9 protein-coding genes and 2 pseudogenes are annotated in these 17,890 nt (G+C 61.3%); 6 read left to right on the top strand and 5 right to left on the bottom strand.

Annotation, left to right across the window (positions count from 1 at the left end):
- Nucleotides 1-15: 15 nt before the first annotated feature.
- Nucleotides 16-1,029: a sugar-binding protein gene (locus FQV39_RS22895; RefSeq protein WP_149132390.1), complete on the top strand. Its 1,014-nt coding sequence runs from the start codon at nucleotides 16-18 to the stop codon at nucleotides 1,027-1,029.
- A 232-nt stretch (nucleotides 1,030-1,261) separates the two neighbouring features.
- On the opposite strand, the gene FQV39_RS22890 is transcribed toward FQV39_RS22895, so the two are convergent.
- On the bottom strand, nucleotides 1,262-3,235 hold the full coding sequence (locus tag FQV39_RS22890) for a methyl-accepting chemotaxis protein (RefSeq protein ID WP_149132389.1): 1,974 nt from the start codon (nucleotides 3,233-3,235) through the stop codon (nucleotides 1,262-1,264).
- Nucleotides 3,236-3,343: 108 nt separating this feature from the next.
- On the opposite strand from FQV39_RS22890, the pseudogene FQV39_RS33845 reads away from it, so the two are divergent.
- A pseudogene (locus FQV39_RS33845) lies at nucleotides 3,344-3,478 on the top strand (transposase); the annotation flags it as partial.
- A complete protein-coding gene (locus FQV39_RS33290; protein ID WP_187640026.1) occupies nucleotides 3,464-3,688 on the top strand; it encodes a hypothetical protein in 225 nt (74 codons plus the stop codon). The pseudogene FQV39_RS33845 and the gene FQV39_RS33290, both read left to right, overlap by 15 nt.
- Nucleotides 3,689-3,732: 44 nt before the next feature.
- On the opposite strand, the gene FQV39_RS22880 is transcribed toward FQV39_RS33290, so the two are convergent.
- From FQV39_RS22880 to FQV39_RS22865, 4 genes are all read right to left on the bottom strand, one after another.
- Entirely contained in the window at nucleotides 3,733-9,171 is a 5,439-nt protein-coding gene (locus FQV39_RS22880; protein ID WP_149132388.1) for a LamG-like jellyroll fold domain-containing protein, read from the bottom strand.
- A 235-nt stretch (nucleotides 9,172-9,406) separates the two neighbouring features.
- A complete protein-coding gene (locus FQV39_RS22875; RefSeq protein WP_149132387.1) occupies nucleotides 9,407-11,431 on the bottom strand; it encodes a preprotein translocase subunit SecA in 2,025 nt (674 codons plus the stop codon).
- Nucleotides 11,432-11,699: 268 nt separating this feature from the next.
- Entirely contained in the window at nucleotides 11,700-13,853 is a 2,154-nt protein-coding gene (locus tag FQV39_RS22870) for a peptidase M50 (protein WP_149132386.1), read from the bottom strand.
- 9 nt (nucleotides 13,854-13,862) lie between these two features.
- Nucleotides 13,863-15,782, bottom strand: a complete 1,920-nt coding sequence (locus FQV39_RS22865) for a GAF domain-containing protein (RefSeq protein ID WP_149132385.1) — start codon at nucleotides 15,780-15,782, stop codon at nucleotides 13,863-13,865.
- A 447-nt stretch (nucleotides 15,783-16,229) separates the two neighbouring features.
- Between FQV39_RS22865 and FQV39_RS22860 the strand changes: the two genes are divergently transcribed.
- The 3 genes and pseudogenes from FQV39_RS22860 (at nucleotide 16,230) to pxpA (ending at nucleotide 17,814) form a co-directional block, all read left to right on the top strand.
- Nucleotides 16,230-17,006 carry an efflux RND transporter periplasmic adaptor subunit gene (locus FQV39_RS22860; RefSeq protein WP_187640025.1) on the top strand — a complete coding sequence of 259 codons (777 nt, stop codon included), beginning with the start codon at nucleotides 16,230-16,232 and terminating at the stop codon, nucleotides 17,004-17,006.
- A 13-nt stretch (nucleotides 17,007-17,019) separates the two neighbouring features.
- A pseudogene (locus tag FQV39_RS22855) lies at nucleotides 17,020-17,171 on the top strand (IS3 family transposase); the annotation flags it as partial.
- A gap of 22 nt (nucleotides 17,172-17,193) precedes the next feature.
- Nucleotides 17,194-17,814, top strand: coding sequence for a 5-oxoprolinase subunit PxpA (gene pxpA / locus FQV39_RS22850; protein WP_149132383.1), 621 nt, complete (start codon nucleotides 17,194-17,196; stop codon nucleotides 17,812-17,814).
- The last annotated feature ends 76 nt before the right edge of the window (nucleotides 17,815-17,890 follow it).

The raw sequence follows: 17,890 nt of genomic DNA, 5'->3' as shown, positions 1-17,890 counted from the left end.
CAGGAGGAGACGCTCATGAAAACGCTGACTTTAGGTGTCGCCGCGCTCGCACTGCTCGCTGTGGGGGGCGAGGCCCAGGCTCAGGGCAAGAAATACACCTTCGCCCTGGTTCCCAAGAACATGAACAATCCCTTCTTCGATCAAGCCCGCGATGGCTGCAAGAAAGCCGAGAAAGAACTCAATGGCGCGATCGAGTGTGTTTACATCGGCCCCGGCGAGCATGGCGGCGGCGATGAACAAGTCCAGGTCGTCAACGATCTGATTGCCAAGAAGGTCGATGGCATCGCCGTCTCTCCGTCAAATGCAGCAGCGATGGGCAAAGCACTCGAGGGTGCAAAAAGAGCAGGAATCCCGGTTCTAACCTGGGATTCTGACCTGCTTGAGAAGGACAAAGCTCTGCGCGCCGCCTATGTGGGCACGTATAACTATGACATTGGCGTCAACCTCGCAAAGATCGTCCAGCAGATCAAACCGAAGGGCGGCACGATCTGCATCCAGTCGGGCGGGGCGGCTGCTGCAAACCATAACGAGCGCATGCAAGGGATTCGCGATACGCTTTCTGGCACGAAATCCGCCTCCGCTCCTGGGACAAGGCTCTCCGGCCAGCATGGCTGGACCGAGGTCGCGGGTTGCCCACTCTATACCAATGACGATTTCCCGCTGTCGGTGCAGCAGATGGAAGATACGCTCGGCAAGAACCCCAAGCTCGATGCCTTCGTGCCGACCGGCGGCTTCCCGCAGTTCATCCCTCAAGCGTATCGTAAGGTCGCAGAAAAGTATAAGGCCCGCATCGATGACGGCTCGCTTGCACTCGTTGTCGCAGACACCCTGCCCGTCCAGATGGACCTTCTGAAGGCAGGACTGTCCAAGGGGCAAGTTGGTCAGCGCCCCTTCGAGATGGGATACAAGACCATGCTGTTCCTGAAGGACATGAAGGACGGCAAGCCCGCTCCCAAGGATCCCACCTATACTGGTCTCGACGTCTGCACGCCGCAGAATGTCGCGAGCTGCGTTGGCTCCGGTAGCTAGAAGCGATGAGACTTAGCCGGAGCGGGATAACATCCCGCACCGGCCTGCAATCGACGATCTCTGGCCAGTTCGGCGCGCCGCGTGATCAACTGGCCCGGCGCCAGCCTTGAGCGAGCGCCAGTCGGTGCGCGTTCGTGTTGTGAACATCGCTACGTGCTCCACCTCATTACGATCCTCCTGCCTGTCTCAAGACATGAGTTGGGGTCGTCAGTTCAGTAAGGGTGGATCACGGTTAAGCCGCGTCGAGTGTCCCGAAGAACTCGCTGACCTTACTTCTGATCCTTCGTGCTTCGCCGTCGAGGTCGCGAGCCAATTCCATCACGTCGATTGCGCTGGTGTTTGACAAGTTGGCCGCCTGGCGCACGGCCCTGGCGCTGGACAGGACACCCTGCGCATCGTGTGCCGCCGCCCGGATGGTAACCGCGATCTGGGCGGTCGAGCGGCTCTGCCTGGCTATCCCGTCGGAGGCGCCCTGGCCGATCGTCTGCGTGTCCAGCATCCGGCCCCGGATGCTGTGGAGTGCCTCGATGCAGCGCTGGCTCGCCAGTTGGATCGCCTCGATCTGGCGGCCGATCTCGCTGGTCGCGCCGCTCGTCTGCGCGGACAGCGACTTGACCTCGGAGGCGACGACCGAAAAGCCGCGGCCGGCCTGGCCGGCGCGGGCCGCTTCGATCGTGGCGTTGAGCGCCAACAGATTGGTTTGGCTGGCGATCTCGCTGATCAGCGCCGAAACGTTGTCGATCTGGTTCGTAGCTTCCGCCAGTTGCGTAATGGCGAGGTCGGTGCGGTCGGCTTCCGCAATCACGTCGGCGGCGGCGCTGACCGAGGCCGCCACGCGTGCCGCGATCTCGTGTCCGGCGCTGGAAATACTCTCGGCATCCGCAGCCGCGCTGGCGACATGGTCGGCGGCGCGGCCGGAGGCGACCTCGGCCCGCTCGCTGCCTTCGCGCGCGTGCCGGGCCGCCGCCATCATGCTCTCCGACAGGCTCGCCACACGTTCGATCATCTGGCCGAGCCGGTCGAGCGAGCTGCGCAATTGCGCGTCGAAGGCCGTCACGCGGGATTTCATGGCGGCGTCGCGCCGCAGCAGCGCCTCGCGCGCATCGCGGATCTGCAGTTCCTGCATTTGATCGGAGGCCGTCTTTTCGGAAGCCGCAAGTTCGGAAAGCATGACGCCGTGCTGCCGCAACAGCTTGGCGATCCAGAAGGTCAGGAGGCTGATCAGGAAGACGAAGAAGGAGACGATGCCGCCGAGGAGCAGCGCGCGTTTCCTCCAATAATGAAAGACCAACTCTCCGGGCGCCGCGATACTGATCTGGAGGGGGTAATCGCGAACAGCCTGCGCTGAGATCAGCCCCTCCTCACTGTCTTGAGGGCCGGCGATGTGGGTCCCGACGAACATGGCGCCGACGGGTTCGGCCGCCTCCGGCAGGTCGCGGAACAGGGCGGAACGGCCGGCGAGGGAGCGGGCGCCAGCGTCGTCATTATTCGGCAGGCTGGCAAGCAAAACGCCATCGCGGCGAAACAGCGCGACATGCACGAGCGCATCGGCCCGCGCCTTGTCGTAGAAGGCACTCAAGAAGCCCGTCTCGATTTCGACCATGGCGAGGCCGACCACGGCCCCGCTCCTGTTCTTGATCTTGCGGGACAGGGCCATCGTCCTTCCTGCTGCGCTTGGGCCGGGGGCAGGCGCGGCCAAATGCAGCCCAAGCGCAGGATCGGCCATACGGGCCCGGAAGGATTCTCTGGCTTTCAGGCTGACCGGAGGCGGGGGGAAGGACCGTGTCGAGTTGACGACTTCACCTTGGATGTCAGCGATCGTCACCGCTGCGATCTGTGGGATAGCGCGGGAGCGCTCTATCAAGGCATCGAAATGCTGGCGCGTGCCGAACTTCGCGCGAAAATCGTCCGGCGAGGCTATATCGGCCCCACTGCCGGCTTCGGACCAGCCGCGCAACACCAGATCTGCAGTCGCGAGCGTCTGGTGGGTCTGTTCGGAGAGCAGCGCCGCGAGTGTACTGAGTTGCTGCCGTGAGACGTCGATTGCAGTCTGGCGCCCTTGCCAGAGCGCAAATCCGGCGGTCACGGCAATGATGGTGGCTGCGACCAGGCCGCTCCAGGCCATCAGGCGGGCGCGTTTGCCGATGGTTTCGCGCATGTCGGGCGCGAGGAACTGGCCAGCCGGCCTTGCAGCATCCGTCTTCACTGGCGCGAACTTTTGTCCAATTGAGAGCCTGGGCGCGATGGCTGGGTCAGTTGAATGTGGCGGAGAATGGTAACTCTCGCATTAAGGCTTTATGTACCTTGAGAGTTCGGGGCCCATTTCGGCCTGACGCCTCGACGCTTCTCATCTGGCGAGACGGACAATCCAGGCCGGATCTCGGATGCCGGCGACGCCGACGTTCGGGCGACACTCTACGCGGCCGCGAACGCCATGCTGATGCGCTCGATCACTCTGGTCGAATCTGAAGGCCCGAGCAAGTTCATCGAACAGGCTGGTCAGCAGCCGGCGCATTGCCGACGAGAGATTATTCGCCTGATCAGCCACCTCAGCAGATCCAGCTCGAAGACGCCGACTCCCTGCCGGATGGCGACGCCGCATTCAAGGCAGAAGCCTCGCATCTGGGTAATCAGCCGCGTGCACTGCATCACCATCTGATCACGTACGCGGGGCAAAGACCGGACCATGTCGATGCGACTGAACTAACCCGTGGCCTTGAACGTCGCGACTTGCATCACCCAGGCCGCGGATCCTGAGAGCGATGCGGTGGCGCTGTAGCTTCCGGTTGTCGTTACGAACCGGTCTTCGGCAATGTCGAGATCTGGTGAAGTGATGATACGAGTTGTGAAGCCGCTGCCGGCTGCGGAGAATCCCCCCGTCGTTGTTCCTGCGCCGACGATAAGTTCTCGTGCTGCCGTCGTGCTGACCGCGCCGCTGTTTGCCGAGTTGCTGGTGCCCGACGCCGATGCGCCGGCATCGAACGGGTTGACGGGATCGAGGCCGCTATATTCGAGAGCGCGGACATCGACAAACTGCGTGGAAGCATTGAAGGTCACGGTCACCGTGTTGGTCCCCGCGGCGGCGGCCTTGATGTTCTTCGCGTAATAGATGGCCTGGCTGATCCCGCTTCCGCGCGCGGTCGGGACAGCAAGCTGATATACGTTGCCCGCAGAGTCGGTGACAGACGAGATGTTGGATGTCGTGTTGTTCCAGCCGATTACGAGAATATTGGTATCTCCAGCCACTTGCGCACCGGCATAGGTTACCGGGACCTGCGTCTGGTTGGTTTGCGGAGTTGCCGCACTCACTTGCACGAAGGCCAGTGGCACCGGCGCTGTGACGGCATTGTAGGTTGCAGAAAAGCTCGCGCCTCCAACCGGAACGGCGATGACGTGATCCTGAGTGCCGCCATCCGACCAGGATGCGAAGGTGTAGTTGGTCGTTCCGATCGTCGTGTTGCGTGCTTCTATGTCGTGCTGGAAGCCAATGAGTGTGTCGTAGGTGAAGGGCGTGGTGTGCGCGATCCCGTCGAGGTAAATTGGAAGCCCGCCTGGCGTGGAATTAAAGGTGAGATTGACCTTGTCCGGGAAGACTGTCGCGGACTGAGCCGATTGCAGCCCGCTGGTATCGGTGACTGTCAGTGTGATGCGATATCGCGTGAAGCCGCTGAAGTCGTGCCCAGAGGTCGGGATCGTGAGCGTGCCGCTGGTTACACCGGTGATGGGAGCGCCCGGATGAACATGGCCTTCGTGGAGGAAGTCGATATTCCAGGTGTAGGCGCTAGCCGGCAGTGTGCCGTCCTCGGCGTCGGTCGCGGTGCCGCTGAACGAGATGACGTCACCCGCCCTGAACAATGCACCATCGGACGGAGTGGTGGTGAGGGTTACGACCGGACGATTTCCGACGCTGATGCTCAATGGCGCTGAAAGGGTGGAGTTCACGCCGTCTGAGACAGTAAGCCGGGCCTGATAGGGGCCGGCAACACTATAGGTGTGCGTCGGGTTGGCTGCGCTCGAATTCGTTCCGTCCCCGAAATTCCACGCATAGGTAAGCGGCTTTCCTTCAGGATCCGATGTGCCGGCACTCGAGAAATTGACGGTGAGCGGCGTCGGTCCTGTGGTTGGAGTGGCAGAAGCAGACACGACCGGCGGCAGGTCGTCACTGATGTAGCTGATGCGGTGGATCTTGCTGACACCGTATGTATTGTTCAACTCGGTGAAACCGAGATCGATATAGTAGAGGGCGCCGTCCGGGCCTTCAGTCAAATACACGATGTCGCCATAAGGGCCGTCGAGCGCTCCATTCGCGGGCTCGAAATTGAAGACGCCGTTGACATTGCCGTTGCCATCGAAGGTCAGGCGGCGAATCCAATTCTGCGTGTAATCAGCGAAGAAGTAGCTTCCCTGGTAGCTGCTCGGAAACTGAGTGCCATGGTAGACGAACCCGCCCGTGATGGATGAATCGCGTCCATTGTGGGGATAGTAGTAAGCTGGCGCGGTATAGGCGGGATTGCCGTTCGGCGCTTCGATGTTCGGCCAGCCGTAGTTCGCGCCTCTTGCCCCTATATCAACTTCTTCGATCGCAGTGCCGTAATCATTCCCGCCAACGTCGCCGATCAGTAGTCGGCCTGTCGGCGCGTCGTAGTAAGCCCGGTAGGGATTGCGCAGTCCCAGCGCCCATATCGCGTCGTAATTGGGACCGCTTCCGTCATAGAACGGATTGTCAGTCGGGACGGTGCCGTCCGGATTGATCCGCAAAATCTTCCCGCGTGGACTGGTGAGAAGTTGCGAGTCACCCGGGGCGTAGTAGTGGTCACCCGTCGTTAGGTAGATTTTTCCATCGTTACCAAAATTGATCGCGCCGCCGCGATGGTCTTGCGCGTCGACGTCGTCATTCGGGTCCTGGTAGAGGACCAATTCACTTCCCGCAATCGTGCCGGTGAGAGACGCATTCGCAGTGAAGCGCGACAGGCGATCACGATGCGGCGACGCAGCTGTATAGAAGACATAATAATAGTGGTTGGTGCTGAAGTTCGGATCGAGCGCCAGATCCAGAATTCCATAGTCGACTTCGGTGCCTATTGGAGCGACGTTCGTCAATTGCAGGAAAGGCGTCGGGTCAGGCTGCGTATAGGGTGCCGGCACGACTTTGATCGTCCCCGCCAACTCCGCCACCAGCATGCGGCCGTCGGGCAAGAATTTCATCGCGGTGGGAAGATTGAAGCCGGTCGCCAGTATTTCGTTCTGGAAGAAGCTCGCATTGGCGACGGTAACGCTGACGGAAGCGGATGTCGTAAAATGGCCGTCCAGATCGGTCGCGATGGCCGTCAACACATGTGCACCGTTGCTTACCGCGCGGGTGTCCCACGCAAGCGTGTAGGGCGCTGTCGTATCGGGCGAGCTTGTCGCCACATTGTCGACGTAGAACTGAACGTTGGCGATGCCGGTGTCGTCGGTTGCGTTGGCTGTCACATTGACGATGCCGCTCACTTGGGCGCCGTTGGCCGGGACATCAATCGACACCTGCGGCGATCCGGCAACCGGGCCGCCGACGGCTGTGGTCATATCCGACTGAATCTGCGTCTGCGTGAGCACGCGATTGTAGATCCGCAAATCATCAAGCAATCCCTTCTGGAATTGCGCGGTCGAGGCATCCGCTCCGATATTCATGGCGTTGCCGCGAGCCGTGATCGATGCGGAGAGCGCCTGCGTGTTGACGAGGGTGCCGTTGACATAGGTCCGCACCTGCGAGCCATCGAACGTGACGGCAAGATGGGTCCACTGATTGAACGGTAACGTGGTGCCCGCCGCGGCGATGCGCGGCCCACTGCTTGTCCCTATGTAAAAGTCGGTTCTGTTGCCGCCGCCAAGCTCCAGGCCATACTGATAGTAAGGCGAGGACATTGTCGTATTCCAGAATTTCCCGATCACGACTGAATCACCGCTCGCCAGCGGTTGGGGATTGATCCACATCGACAATGTCAGCGCGTTGCCAGAAATATTGGTCGAGGTGGAATTCGGGATCGTGATGTAGTCGTTGACGCCGTCGAAGCTCGCGGCCTTGCCATGCTGGCCCGCCACCCAGGCAACGCCATTGGCCAGCGTCGCTGTATTTCCCTGGCCAGAGGAATCGTTGGCTGTCGCGCCAACTCCCTCATCGAAAGAGTAGGCCACGGCTATACCGGCGATCTGCGTGTTGGATACCGTCACCGTGACAGGTGTGGAGTCCGCGGTGTTGTTGGATGTGTCGCGCGCGCGCGCGACGATTGTGTGCGCTCCGTTGGCAACAGTAGTTGTGTCCCAACTGACGCTATACGGAGCCGTCTTGTCCTCGCCTCCGCCGATCGCGACATTGTCCACTAGGAAGGTTACGCCGCCGACGCCAATGTTGTCGGATGCATTGGCACTGATCGTCACCACGCCGGAGAGCTGCGCAGATCCCGTCGGCGCGGTGATGGTGGCTGAGGGGGGCGTCGCATCTGACGCAGCGGCGGTCTTAAATGTGCTGTTCGCGCTGATCGCTTCGTTTCCGGCGGCGTCGATCGAGCGGACGCGATAATTATAGGTGGTGTTGGAGGCAAGACCGCTGAGCGCGACGCTGTGCGCTGTCACCAAGGTCGGATCAAGCGTCGTCGTCGTGCCATAATTTGTCGTGAGTCCGTATTCGACGCGTGAAGTCGCAACCTCGTTGCTCGTCCATGTGATCTGCGCCGAATTGCCGGTGATGTTGGTTGCGGTCTGCGCCGAAATCGTTGGGGCCGTCGTATCGAGGATGATGGTATCGGTGGCGGCGGTCGACCAGTTGCCCGCGGCATCTGCAAACTGGACATAGACGGTCTTGGTGCCGGCTCCGCTAGAGAGCGTCCATGTCTTGGTGGATGCGAACGCCTCAGCGGTCGAAAATGAGGTGCCATTGTTAGAGAAGCGCATTTGCGTGACCGAGGTGACCGCGTCGGTCGCGGTCAGCGCAAGCGTGGCGGTCGTGGTGTTGGTCGCGGCCGCTCCTCCGTTGATGACGACGGCACCGGTCGGCGCCTGGTTGTCGATGGTAACTGTAGCTACAGTCGATGTGGTGATGTTGCCGGCAGCGTCGCGCGCCTGTGCAGCAATGGTGTGGGGGCCGTTCGATACTGTCGTCGTATTCCAGGAAACGCCATAAGGTGACGTGGTATCCTCGGATCCGATCGCAGTGTTGGCATCAAGCAAGAACTTCACGCCGACCACGCCAACATTGTCGGAGGCCGTGGCTGCAAGGTTCACCGTTTTCGAGAGGATCGATGCCGGCGGCGTGAGCGCAACGGTCGGTGGGGCCGTATCCTGTGGCGGCGGTGTGGTTCCCCCCAGCGGGGTTATCATGTCCGTCTGGATCTGCGCCTGCGTGAGCGCGTGATCGGCGATGCGGACATCGTCTATCCGTCCGGGGAACTCGAAGCCTGCATTGCCTGCGCGACGACCAATGTTCACGTTCGCCGTCGAATTCTGCTGGGAATTGCTGACGGTACCGGTCAGCTGGCCGTTGTCGAGAGTACCGTTGAGATAGACGTCCAGCGTCTGGTTGGTGGCATTGTAGACGCCGGCGATATGATACCAGGTGTTGAGCTGCAGCGGCGTCGCGCCGTAGCGAAACATCGCCCCGCCAGAGTTGGTCGTGAGCTTGAAGCCGATGGTGCGAGGGCCTGTATCCTTGGTGATATCGAGCTGGTACCCGGATTCGCCGGAGGTGCGCTTGGATACAACCGCCGCGTCATCGGAGGGAAACGAGCTGACATAGACCCAGGCGCTGACGGTCATGCTGCCGGTGAATTGCAGCGCAGTCGGGTTTCCGAGATTCACGAAATCATTCACGCCATCGAGCGCCACAGCGTTTCCGTACTTTCCCGCCGCGAAAGTCGGGCCGTTCGTAAGCGTACCGGAGATGCCATGGCCCGACGCGTCCGCCGCTGCGGTGCCAGAAACTTCGTCGAAGGCGTAGCCGGCCGTAATGCCGAGGGGATCCGCAGCCAGCAGCAGCCGCGGCTCGAACGTTTCAAAGATAAGCTGTGCAGGTGGAGAAGCGTGATTGCTGTCGCTGCTCGCTCGTCGCGCGCGTCGATTGGCAAACCGCCGCGTTACCCGATTGAACAAGCCCACAGGACTCGACATCGCGCTCTCCCAACGTCAAACGGCGGACTCTTGGGCTCGCATATGGAACCCAATTCCACCCTGTCGGAATTGGGCGCTAAGCAATGCGCTCTTTCAATACCACACCGTTCTGCGCTTGTTAACCATACCGACGTGAACAGCTTTAGTTTAAGTCTATCAGGACGTTCGCGCGGAACGAGGAGACTGGGCGGAAGCCGATCTGGCCGCGATCGATGTTTAGTCGTCAACTTCTTTGTCATTCCGTTCCCGCGAAGCCGAGAACTTTGTTGACGCGCTGATCTTCAGCAACAGCGGCTCGGCGCGCGCGCCCGTGCAGTCGTTCGGCAACGCTTTGACTGCAGCTGCGTAACGCGCGCGCGATCGCGGCAGGAATTGGTCGATCAGGCGACAGGTTTCGAGTGACCAGTTGGAGCAGTCTGCGCGAGGAAAAGCGTCGAAAGAGTTCATCATCAAGAGCGACGATGGCCTCGTAGCTGCCTGGGTCGCCTTGCCGACCGGCGCGTCCGAAGAGCTGGCGGTCGATGCGCCGGGATTCATGGTACTCTGTCAAGATGACATGGAGACCGCCTGCCTCGCGCACCATCGAATGCAGTTGGATGTCGGTCCCGCGTCCGGCCATGTTGGTCGCGACCGTGACCCTGCTTGGTTGACCCGCGCGCGCAACGATCTCCGCTTCCTCGCGATCCTGTCGCGCGTTGAGGACCATGGGTTCGAGCCCTGCCTTGCGCAGCAGCCGCGAGATATGTTCGGAAGCTTCCACCGATCGGGTTCCGACCAGAACGGCACGGCCCGCTCGCGTCGCCGCGTGAACGGAGCGGACCACAGCGTCCCATTTCTGCTCTGCCGTCGGCAGCATGCGCGTGCCTGCATTCATGCGCCGTAACGGTTTGTTGGTTGGAATGCGAACGATCGGCAGGCCGTAGGCGGCGTACAATTCGCCCGCCGGCTCGATCGCAGTTCCGGTCATGCCGCAGAGATGCATATAGCGGCGAAAAAAACGCTGATAGGTGATTTGTGCGAGCGTCTTGCGCCGCTCCGTGATGGTGCAGTGTTCCTTGGCCTCGATCAGCTGATGAATGCCGCTTTCCCACGAGCGGTCGGGCATGACGCGCCCGGTATACTCATCGACGATCTGCACTTTGCCATTGGCAACGATGTACTGGACGTCACGGCGGTACAGATGGAGGGCAGCAAGCGCATGCTGGACGAGCTCCTCGCGGGCGCGTCGAATCGCCCATAAACCCGGCAATCCGGCGGCGAGCTTGGCGATTTGGTTTTCGCCACGTGTGGTGAGGCGTATCAGTTTTTCGTTTGGCAGGACCTGAAATGCTTCGCCGGGCTCCAAGCGGCGCGCGATGTCGAGCGCAGCCTCGTAGAGACCGGCGGCGTTCTCGGCGCCTTCCTGCGCTCCGGAAAGGATCAATGGCGTGCGGGCTTCGTCAATCAGCACGCTGTCGGCTTCGTCCACGATCGCAAAATGGAGGCCGCGGAGAAGCAGCGGTTGATGGCCATTGACGTGTCCGTCCTTGAATATCCGGTCAACAAGGAGCCGAGTGCCCGCGCGGCGCGGGCCGAGCGCCAGCCGGTCGCGCAGATAATCGAACACGAGTTCCTTGTTGGTGCAGTAGGTCACGTCGCTTGCATAGGCGCACCGCCGTTCCTGGGGCGATTGCCCGTGCTCGGCCAATCCGACGGTGAGACCAAGCGCATTGTAGACCGGGCCGAGTTGCTCAGCGTCACGGCGAGCGAGATAGTCGTTGACGGTAATGATATGAACCGGACGGCCCATGAGCGCGGCGGTGATCGCAGGCAACAACGCCGTCAAAGTCTTGCCTTCGCCGGTTTCCATTTCGGCGATAGCCCCTCCCATCATGGCGGTGCCACCCAGCAGTTGAACGTGGAAGTGGCGCATGCCGACGTGACGACGCGCCGCTTCGCGCGCAAGGGCAAATGAAAGGGCTCGTTCGCGCGAGTACAGGCACGCTGACAGCAATCGTGCGCGCAGTTCATCCGCAAGCTCACGCAGCCGTCGCTCCGGCAGGTTCATGACCTGTGGCTCCAGAGATTCGACCAGCCGCGCGAAGCGCAAGAGCCGGTGTCGCCTCATTGCAAACAATAGATAGGGCGAGATGTGGCCCCAGCCGCCAAGCAGCGCGCCATCGAAGCGGCTCTCCCAGTGACTGGCGCGTTCGGCATAGGGCGCATCCATCGCGAGCGAGCCCGTATCCATGATCTGCCGTAGGCTGCGCGGATGCGACATGTCGTTGGCCTTAGAGGCTGTTATGGACCCAGGGAGCGACGCTGGCGATTTTGTGCGAATGCCAGGAGTTCGAGGACGCAAACCTTCCGGTTTGCTACGAAGAACGACACAGCAGTCGCGCAAAAGCGCCGCGCCCTATGGGTGAGGTCAAAACGGCAAAGCTGCAGCGTCGCATCGCTTGCCGATACGGGCGTATCGGCGGCGCAATACTCCTCCCATCTTTGCCGTTTTGACCTCATCAAAGCGCTCCCTGGGTCCATAACAGCCTCTAGATCTGCAACCGGGACAGCAGCAATTGGCGCACACGACGCCACATCTGCCAGCCTATCGGCTCCCAAACATGATCGAAGCGCACGTAAGCACGGCTGCCAAACGCGGCCGGCGCCGTGGCGTTTGCGGACAATTCGACGTCTACCTGGAAAACACGCTGTAGCGTCCTGGTTCCTTGCGGGTCGGCCGGGTCGACCGTGAGCGCGCCGCCGCCGGCACCCCCCAAGGCCCTGCTGGGAAGATTGTTGTGCCCGGCAGGAACTTCGCGAACGATCGTCGCGGGCAGAGTCTCATCGAGGCGCTCCGCGAGCTTGACCGTGATGCTGCGCAATTGATGACGAACAAGATCAATATCATCCTGCCGGATCGTTGCACGGATGATGCGCGAGTCATGTGGGAGCACGTAGCCGATCTGCAGGCCCTCGCGCACAAAGCGCCCGGGCAGATCCTGCGATTTCATCACCGCGAAGATGCCATCGCTGCGACTGCGTACAACGAGCCGCGCTGCGCGGCTGGTTGCGGTCGCAAGTTCGGCGCGCACTTGCCCCAGTTCCGTGGTTGTGGTCTCGGCACGCACGCGATCGGCAAAGCGCTCCGTGGCAAGACGAATCTCGAGTTCAGCGACGCGCGCGCGCAGGATTTCGAGTTCAGTCCTGGATGTAGGGTCTTCGCTTTCGATCAACGCGTCGCCGGCCCGCACCATTTGGCCGGGCTCGATCAGGAAGTTGCGCACGAAACCGTCCGTTCCCGCGCGCACGATTGCATGTTCCGGCAACCAGACCACACCTTCAGTCGTGAAGTAGAGCGGTGCCGGGATCAGAAACAGGACGATCCCGACGGCCAGGATTGTGCCGAAGGTCGCAGTCATTGCGCGAGTGCGATTGCGGCGAAGGCGCGGGCTTGTGAGCACCAGCCACAATGCCCTGCCGATCGGCAACGCGATACCCGTCAATAGACTCCAGATCGCAACCGCGATGCCGACAGTGAGGTACTGGGAAGCGATGAATACAGCGATCGCAAGCATTACTGCTTGACGGTAGAGGAAGGCAGCGGGTCCGTAGAGGAGGAACCAGATGCGCTCGCCGTCCGTCGCAACGAAATCTCTTAATCCATCGGTGCGAAACACATATCGGTCGACGAGATAGCCCCAGTAACGGGTGGCGCGCTGCGCAAGATTCGGGATTTCCAGCAGATCGGCAAGAATATAATAGCCGTCATAGCGCAGGAGCGGATTGCCGTTGAACACCAGGGTGGAAACACCCGCGACCACCATGGCGTTGAAAGCCAGTGCCCGAGCAATTCCAGGCTCGACCGCAAGCCAGACATAGAGTGCAAGCGCGGCGATAAACACCTCGACGATCATTCCGGCCGCGCCGACAAGCGCGCGCTGCCATTTGCTGCGGAATCCCGATGCGGCCGAGGCGTCGACATAGGGTAGCGGTGCAAATACCAGAAACATCACGCCGAACTCGTGCACGGCTCCCCCGAATGCCTTGACGGCAAATCCATGCCCGAATTCGTGCATGACCTTGAGCAAGAGATAGGTCAGAGCAAGCGGTACGATGTTGTCGGTGGCGAGGATACGGTCGGTGGCATCGGCACTGAGGTCTTGCCAGTGTTGCGCGGCCAGCAGCAACGCCGGGAGCACCATGAGCAGCCACAATATTCCTCCCGGGCGGCCAAACAGCCATCGGGCGATCGGCAGCGTGCGCTTGAAGAACGCGTCCGGGTGCCAGCAGGGTATTCTCAGCGCCAGCGGATACAGCACATTACTCAGCCACCCGGATCGTCCTGCTCGCTTGGCACGCTCCAGTAGCGCGGTTGAATCGGGCGTTACCTCGGTCTGCAGCAGGTCGGAAGCATTGAGCTCAGCCAACAACCGGATCACGTCGCCCTGACTTGGCGCCTCCTCTCCGAGCTTGGCTCCGATCTCATGCCAGAGCTGGTCGACAGTGCGCACTCCATCCATCGCGGCAATCATCATGCAACTCGCCGGCGACAAGCGATGCACCCGGCCGGTGGCATGATCGTGCACGACATACCAGACATTGCCGCGATAGCGGTGACGATGGACAGAGGTGTGGTCGCGCAGTTTTGGCTTGCGGAGCGCGACGCGATACCAGGAGGAGCTCAAGAACGGGGCGACGGTCATGTCGGCGTCTCAGGGCAGGTACTTCCATGCAGCAAGATGTAGCCAATCGAAAACAGGGTGCATCCAGATCCATACGAGCGAGCGTCGTCCGGTTTCGATCTTGGCGACGCCTTCCATCCCGGGGCGCAGATGTAGGCCAGGTTCCGACAGGCGGGCCTCGATCCGGAAGGAATTGCGTCCCTCCTCGGCGACCGTCACCGGCGTGATCTTGCTCAAGGTCAGCGGCAGCAGATTGCCGGGCTGGCCCGCGAGGGCGACGGTGCCGCTCTGTCCGACCGCGACATAACGCACGTCGCGCTCATCGACCTGAACGATCAGGCGATAAGCATCCAGCGGAGCGATCTCGAACAGGATTTTACCTTTTTCCACCGGCGAGCCGAGCATCTGACTCAGATCTCCCGACACGACGATGCCGTCGAAGGGGGCAAGGATGCGTGCTCGGACGAGCTTCTCGTTTGCGAGTTCCAACTGCGACTCGGCCTGGCGGATCTGCGGCTCAAGGAGGACAAGATTGTTGCGATCGTGCTTGGCGAGCGCTTCCCGATGCCGCTGCAGCAGCTTGTCGCGCTCAGCGCGCCACTTCAAGCGATCGAGAACGAGGTCGCGATCCTCAAGCGCGACCAGGAGATCACCGCTCTGCACGGTATCGCCGGCACGAACGGGAACGGTCCGAATGTATCCATCGAACGGGGCTATGGCCGCGCGTTGCAGCTCAGCTTCGAGTACCGACTTTGCGGTGATGCGGTGCTCGCCATGCGCGAAGGCTGCGGTTAGTGCGAGCGCCGCCACAGCGATGGCGGCGAGCTTGAAGCCCGGTCGCCGTGGGCCGAACAGCGCATCGGCCCCGTCGCGGAGGCGATCGATCAGACGCCCGGCGACCCATCTGTTCGCTCGCAACTGCAACCCGATTTGCGGCCCTAACAGAGCTGCGATGGCTTCCGCCAATTGCAGTGTATCCGCGGTGAAGGGCTCGGCTCGGTGGCGTTCGAAGGTGAGCGCGCCGATCGGCTCCCCGTGGTTACCATTCAGCACAACGGACATGGTCGTTGCACCAACGGTTTTTGAGCCCTCTGCCAGTGCCTGATGAGCAATGTGCACGGCGTATTCCATCACGGGCAGCAGCGGATAAGCGACGCAACGGGACTGCTCGACCGCTTCATCCATGGCGTTTTCGATTGAATCCGCCAGGTGGCTCTCGTGTTTGAAGCTGGCGGAATGCGACATCGCCTGGAGGCGGACGGTACCATTCCGCTTGACCACGCCCATCGATACCCGATCGCATCGCAGACGCGTTGCAAGCTCGTTCACGATGCTGATCCCCGCCTCTGGCAGTCGCGGTTGAGCCCCGACCGTTGCGAGGAGATCGAGGCACGATGCGGCGCGCGCAACATCAAGCGAAAGATCCTTGGCGCGCCGCGCCCAAGGCAAGGTCTCGAGCCAGCCCGCACCCCAGCGCAATTGTTCGGCAACCGTTTCCGGGGCGACGGCGGATACGCCGGCGGTCGTCGTCAAGGCTATGGCTGCGGCAGCGATTGGCGTGGTCGCACCGAGCGGCAGGGCGACGATAAGAGCAACATGTTGCGCGGGACTGGCTTCAGGGCCAACGCGACCGGGGGCTACGACGACACGGCGCTCTGCAAAAGCCTGTTCGGCGAGCCGCGAAAGGTCACTGACCTGGATGTCACGCGCTGGCCATGTCAGGGACAGGCATTGCGCGTCTGAATGGACCGGTCGGATGAGCAGCAGACCTGCGGCAACGCCCGCGATGCGACTGCATTGCAGCGCAAGCCAGGTAGAGCCAAACGCCGCTTCATTGCCCGCATCCAGCAGTCCGCGCCAGTGCGGCGATGTGGACGGCTCTGCCGGTACCACGTGCAACTGGAGCGGTGGGTCCGCGTTCGCCGCTCGGCCTCGGTCTGGCTCAGACATGTGTTGCGTCCAAAGCGCGTCGACAATTGATACTGCCTACACTCCGTAGCGGCCGCCTTTCCCTGTCGTCCGACGAGGATGGGCAACGATGCTGACCTTCTGTCTGATCCTCGTTCGAAAACTGCGATCTGCCTGCGATTACGATGCCGTGTCTCGCAAATCTAGCACTTGATCTTAGGCTCGCTCGTTTGAATGAGTCAAAGAGAGATGCCATATATTATATGATCATGGTTGCCACGGTTAGAGCTTGGAAGCGTGAAGCCAATCGCAAACTGCATGGCGGGATTACGCATGGGGGCATCAAGGGGCAAAGTTTTCCATAGACTTCAGTGGATTCGTTGCATCGCCTGCTGTGCGTGGTGGCCGCTGGGACTCTTCCTGACTGCTTCTCCAGCGAGGCCGCAGACACCGGCAGTGCTGCCTGTCGCTGGACAGGAGTTTGAATGCGTGATCGAGCCGCAACAGGTCGTCAAACTCGCGAGCCCTGTGGTCGGATTGATCGCACGCCTTGACGTCGACCGGGGCGATATCGTCCGTCAAGGCCAGGCCGTCGGCAAGATCGAGGATGGCATTGAGGTGGCGAATCTGGCGCTCGCGCGCGCCCGAGCGACCAATGACGCGGCAGTCAAATCCGCTGAGGCGCGTGTGCAATTTCTGCGTAGCAAATATGAGCGATTGAATAAACTCCATACCAGGGCGGTTAGCTCGCTTGCTTCTCTTCAAGAAACGGAAGCGGAGGTCGATGTTGCCGAGCAGCAACTTAAGGAAGCGCGCCTCAATTTGAGTATCGCCCGTCTCGAAGTGGCCCACGCGGAAGAAGTATTGAATCAACGAACGCTGCGAAGCCCGATCGACGGTGTGGTGGTCGAGCGCCTCCTTGTTCCGGGCGAGTATCGTAACGACCAGAGTCCGGTTCTCACGCTCGCGCAGATCGATCCGTTGAGAGTTGAAGTCTTCGTACCCTCCGCTTACTTCGGACGAATCCGTATCGGCAGCAAGGCCGAGGTGCGTCCGGAGCGGCCGATCGGCGGTGTCCATATTGCGCTTGTTACCGTGGTCGACCATGTACTCGACGCCGCGAGCGGTACGTTCGGGGTGCGCCTGGCTTTGCCGAACCCGCATTTGACGCTGCCAGCGGGTATTCGCTGTAAAGTCACTTTTGCAATGCAGATTCCCAATGCTCTCCCAGCCTTAGAAGCTGGCGACACGCCGTCGAAGAAGTAATTGTAGAGCGACATTGACGGACCTCTTCATCCTACAAGGCGTGCCGAGGCTCGTTCGCTCCGACAACGTCCAGAGTTCATCGCCAAGGCCGTGCGCGACTGGATCGCCGCGGTCGGAGCTAAAACTGCGTCTATCGAGCCGGGCTCGCCGTGGGAATATTGTAAACCGGCCTGGGGGCTCCGTGCCGATGGGCATCGCAAGATATGGCGTTTCGATCGGTGCCCATCCGGGATTCAACGATGTCTGGGGCTTCGGCCGGCGCCAGATCCGCATGCGTCCACAGGACCTCGAATACCTCGTTACCTACCAGATCGGGGCTCTGATCGCGCTTGCGCAGACGCAAGGCGGGCAAGTGACGCATGTCAAGCCGCACGGCGCGCTCAACAATATGGCGCATGACGATCTCGACTACGCGCTCGCCATCGGCCGCGGCATCAAGGCGGCCAACCGCGAGCTGATCTACGTCGCCAATGCTGGTTCGCAGATGACGAAAGACGGGCAGCAGCTCGGACTACGGGTCGCCAACGAAGCCTATGTCGACCGCGTCTATGACGACAACGGCAAGATGGCATCGCGCGAGCGCGACGATGCCGTGATCCACGATCCGGAGCAGGCCGCGCGGCAGGTCCTCAGCATCATTGAGGAGAAGGCCCTGATCAGCACCTCCGGCAAGCGCATCCCGGCGGAGGTCCACACCTTCTGCATCCATGGCGACGAGCCGACAGCGGTCGGGGTTATGACCGTCCTGCGTGAGCGCCTCGCGCAGGCGGGCGTGGAGGTCGTTCCGCTACCAAGGTTGCTGGCGTAAGCGCCCTCGGCTTTCCAGACTGGCGCGCAGGCAGCGCCAGCCAACGGAAAGGGCATAGCCACAGGGGACGCAACCA

Source organism: Bosea sp. F3-2 (assembly GCF_008253865.1).
GTDB lineage: Bacteria > Pseudomonadota > Alphaproteobacteria > Rhizobiales > Beijerinckiaceae > Allobosea.
The sequence above is the reverse complement of the archived record's forward strand: the minus strand, read 5'-3'. Positions and strand labels throughout refer to the sequence as shown.